This is a genomic window from Nocardiopsis lucentensis DSM 44048, assembly GCF_000341125.1.
GTDB lineage: Bacteria > Actinomycetota > Actinomycetes > Streptosporangiales > Streptosporangiaceae > Nocardiopsis > Nocardiopsis lucentensis.
The window spans coordinates 716-3,820 of sequence record NZ_ANBC01000255.1 but is presented as its reverse complement, the minus strand read 5'-3'; the positions used below and the strand labels follow the sequence as shown (position 1 = coordinate 3,820).

Below are 3,105 nucleotides of genomic sequence, written 5' to 3'. Positions count from 1 at the left end.
CCGCCCCCCGCCGTGACCGGCGTCCCGGCGACACCGCCCCGCCCCTACGACGGCGCCCTCCTCCCCGGCGGGGAGAAGGGCGTACCGGGGCGTGCTCGCTCCGAGGCTCAGTTACCGGAGAACCAGTCCGAGGGTCCGCCGAAGGGCGTCCAGTCCGGCGCGGCGGTCAGACCGATGGACAGGATGAGCATCATCAGCAGGACGATCGCGACGACCACGCCGATGTAGAGGTACAGGTTGGTGAACCGCGCGCGCTGGGCCAGCCACACCGCCTGGTGGCGGGTGGAACGGCCGCTCGGCATGATGTAGCCCAGCAGCACCATCACGAAGACCGCGAAGGCCCCGGTCCAGTTGGCCCCCTCGCCCCCGGTCTCCACGAACTGCGCGTACACCAGTCCGACCAGGATCCCGCCGATCAGGTAGATCAGACAGAACCCGAGGGTGCGCACCAGCATCCGCCCGAGCGCCCAGGGGAAGCTCAGCGCCACGACCATGGTGTCGGAGTCGCGGGGCCCCCGTGTCTGCAGGCGCCGCGCGTGCTCGGCCTTGACCACGTCCAGCGCCGACAGGACCGAGATCACCACCACGCCGAGGCCGAAGCCGAACCACGGGAACCACAGCGCGACCCCGGCCAGCGCCACCATGAGCGGGATGAGCGTCAGCGGGTGCATCCGCCACCCGGGGTGCTCGTAGTCGTCCTCGTACTCGTCGTCGTACTCGTCGGCCCCGCCGCGGAAGTAGTCGCCCAGGCGGTCGCTGCGGCCGCTCCGGAAACGGCCCAGCAGACCGCCGCGCCCCTCCTCGTAGTCGCCGCCGTAGTCGTCCTCGTCGAACTCCTGCGTCTGGCGGTGGGAGCGCCCGTCGCGCTCGACCGGTGTCAGGATGTCCCCGAAGTCGCCCTTGCTCAGGGGCGTGTTGAAGAACTGCGTCTGCGGCGCGTCGTTCCCCGGCGCCTCATAGGTCGTCGTGCGGTGCTCGACCGGCCGCTGGTCCTGCGGGGGCATCATCATGGTCCCCTGCGGGTCCCCGGCCACCGGGTCGAGCATCTGCGTCCCCTGCGCGTCACCGTGGTCGGGCCGCTCGTCCGGCCGGATCCGCCGGGTCCCCTCCGGGTCGGCCGCCCCCTCGGAGCCGAACGGGTCGAGCCGCTGGGTCCCCTGGACCCCGCCGGAGGCGTGCGCGGCCTCCTCGTGGGACTCACGGCCCGCCGAGGCCAGCCCGGACAGGTCGTCCGTGGCGTCCTCCCCGTCCCGGTGCCGGTCGTCCGCGTCGCCGCCGCGCCCGGGTTCGACGGGCTCCGTCCAGGAGCTCGCGGTCGGCGGCTGCGTCGGACCGCCGGCGGTGTGCGAGGGGCTCCACCCCCCGTCGCCCTGGGCGGCGCGGTGGGCGAGGTAGCCCGCGGCTCCCCCGGCCGCGGCACCCGCCGCACCGGCCGCGCCGTCCGAGTCCCCGGGGTCGTCCACGGGCGCGTTGTACACGGTGTGGTTACCGGTCAGACCGGTGGATCCGGTACCCGTGTCCTCGGTCCAGGGCAGGTCCAGGTTGAGCTGCCCGGCCCGCTCGACCAGCTCCGCCGCGCTGGGACGGCGGGCCATGTCGCGGGAGACGGCGGCGGTGACCAGCGGTCGCAGCGCCTCGTGAGTCCCGTCCATGTCGATCTCGCCGTTGAGGATGCGGAAGAAGATGACCTCGAAGGACCCCGCGCCGTAGGGCGGGCGTCCCGTACACGCGAAGGCGACCGTTCCGCCCCAGGCGTGGACGTCGGTGGCCGGCCCCAGGTCGGTTCCCTCGATGACCTCGGGCGACAGGTAGCTGGGCGTGCCGACGAAGGTGCCGGTCTGGGTCAACTTGGCGCCGTCGACCGCGTGTGCGATACCGAAGTCGATGACGATCGGCTCGCCGTTGGAGATGATCACGTTGCCGGGCTTGAGGTCCCGGTGGATCACGTCCACGGCGTGGATGTCCTTGATCGCCCGGGCGAGCCCGGTGACGAAGCGCGTCAGCGCCCGGCCGCGCAGCGGACCGTGGTCGGTGACCGTCGCGTCCAGCGTGGGGCCGGGGATGTACTCGGTGACGACCCACGGCAGCTCGGCCTGGGTGTCCGCGTCGATGACCTCCGCCACGTTGGGGCTTTGCACCCGGCGCATCGTCTCGACCTCGCGCGCGAGGCGGGCGCGGGCGATGTGGTCGCCCGCGACCTCGGGCTTGAGGACCTTCACCGCGACGAACTGCTCGGTCCGGGGGTCCTCGGCCTGGTACACCACGCCCATGCCGCCCTGCCCGATGCGGCGACGGATCACGTAGTGGCCGATGCGCTCCGGCAGCTCCTCACCCGTGGGGAAACCTGCCGACATTGCCATCGAGAACTCATCCCCTCAAAAGACCGCATTCCGCCTCGTCCAGCCTATCGGTCGGGGGGATGGGTCGTCGTTGGCTCGTGGACCCGTCCAGGGTCCGTGTGGTTTCTTCGCTACCGCCAGGGTGTGGGGGCTCCGGCGATCCGCCCCTCGGCCCGTCGTCGGAGGGGACCACCACGAGTATGACGGAAGATCGGCGCGATCGGTTCCCGTCCGATCCCTGGTCCCAGGCGGGGGGCGGCGGCACCGGAGCGCGTCCGGTGCCGCCGCCCCCGCACCGGGTGCGCGGGTGCGTACGCGCCGTCAGCGCCCCGAGAACTCGGCCTTGCCCGGCCCCTGCTCGATGAAGCTGCGCATACCGGTCTTCTGGTCCTCGGTCGCGAACAACCCGGCGAAGTGCAGGCGCTCGATCTCCAGACCGCTGTCCAGGTCGGTCTCCAGACCCCGGTCGACGGTCTCCTTGGCGGCGGCCAGCGCCACCGCCGGGCCCTCGCCGAACCTGGCCACCTTCGCCACGGCCGCGGAGTAGACCTCCTCGTCCGCGACGACCTCGTCCACCAGCCCGATCTCCAGGGCCTCCCCGGCCGGCACGTGGCGGCCGGTGAAGATGAGGTCCTTGGCCTTGGCCGGGCCGATCAGGCGCGGCAGGCGCTGGGTGCCGCCCGCCCCCGGGATGACGCCGAGGGTGATCTCGGGCAGGCCCAGCTTCGCCTTGGCCCCGGCGACCCGGAAGTCGGCGGCCAGCGCG

General features: G+C 72.7%; 2 protein-coding genes (1 of these 2 running past the window's edge). Both read right to left on the bottom strand.

What is annotated here, in order from left to right; genetic code table 11:
* Positions 1–107: 107 nt before the first annotated feature.
* Entirely contained in the window at positions 108–2,360 is a 2,253-nt protein-coding gene (locus D471_RS33560; protein WP_241479588.1) for a protein kinase domain-containing protein, read from the bottom strand.
* Between the two features lie 300 nt (positions 2,361–2,660).
* Positions 2,661–3,105 carry the 3' portion of an enoyl-CoA hydratase/isomerase family protein gene (locus D471_RS0108630; protein ID WP_017598248.1) on the bottom strand. It continues 329 nt past the right edge of the window, so only the last 445 of its 774 coding nucleotides appear in the window; the start codon falls outside the window, past its right edge — the gene reads right to left on this strand; it ends in the stop codon at positions 2,661–2,663.

Coding starts and splice junctions, on each gene's coding strand:
- D471_RS33560 (WP_241479588.1), bottom strand. CDS start 2,360: ATGGCAATGTCGGCAGGTTTCCCCACGGGTGAGGAGCTGCCGGAGCGC.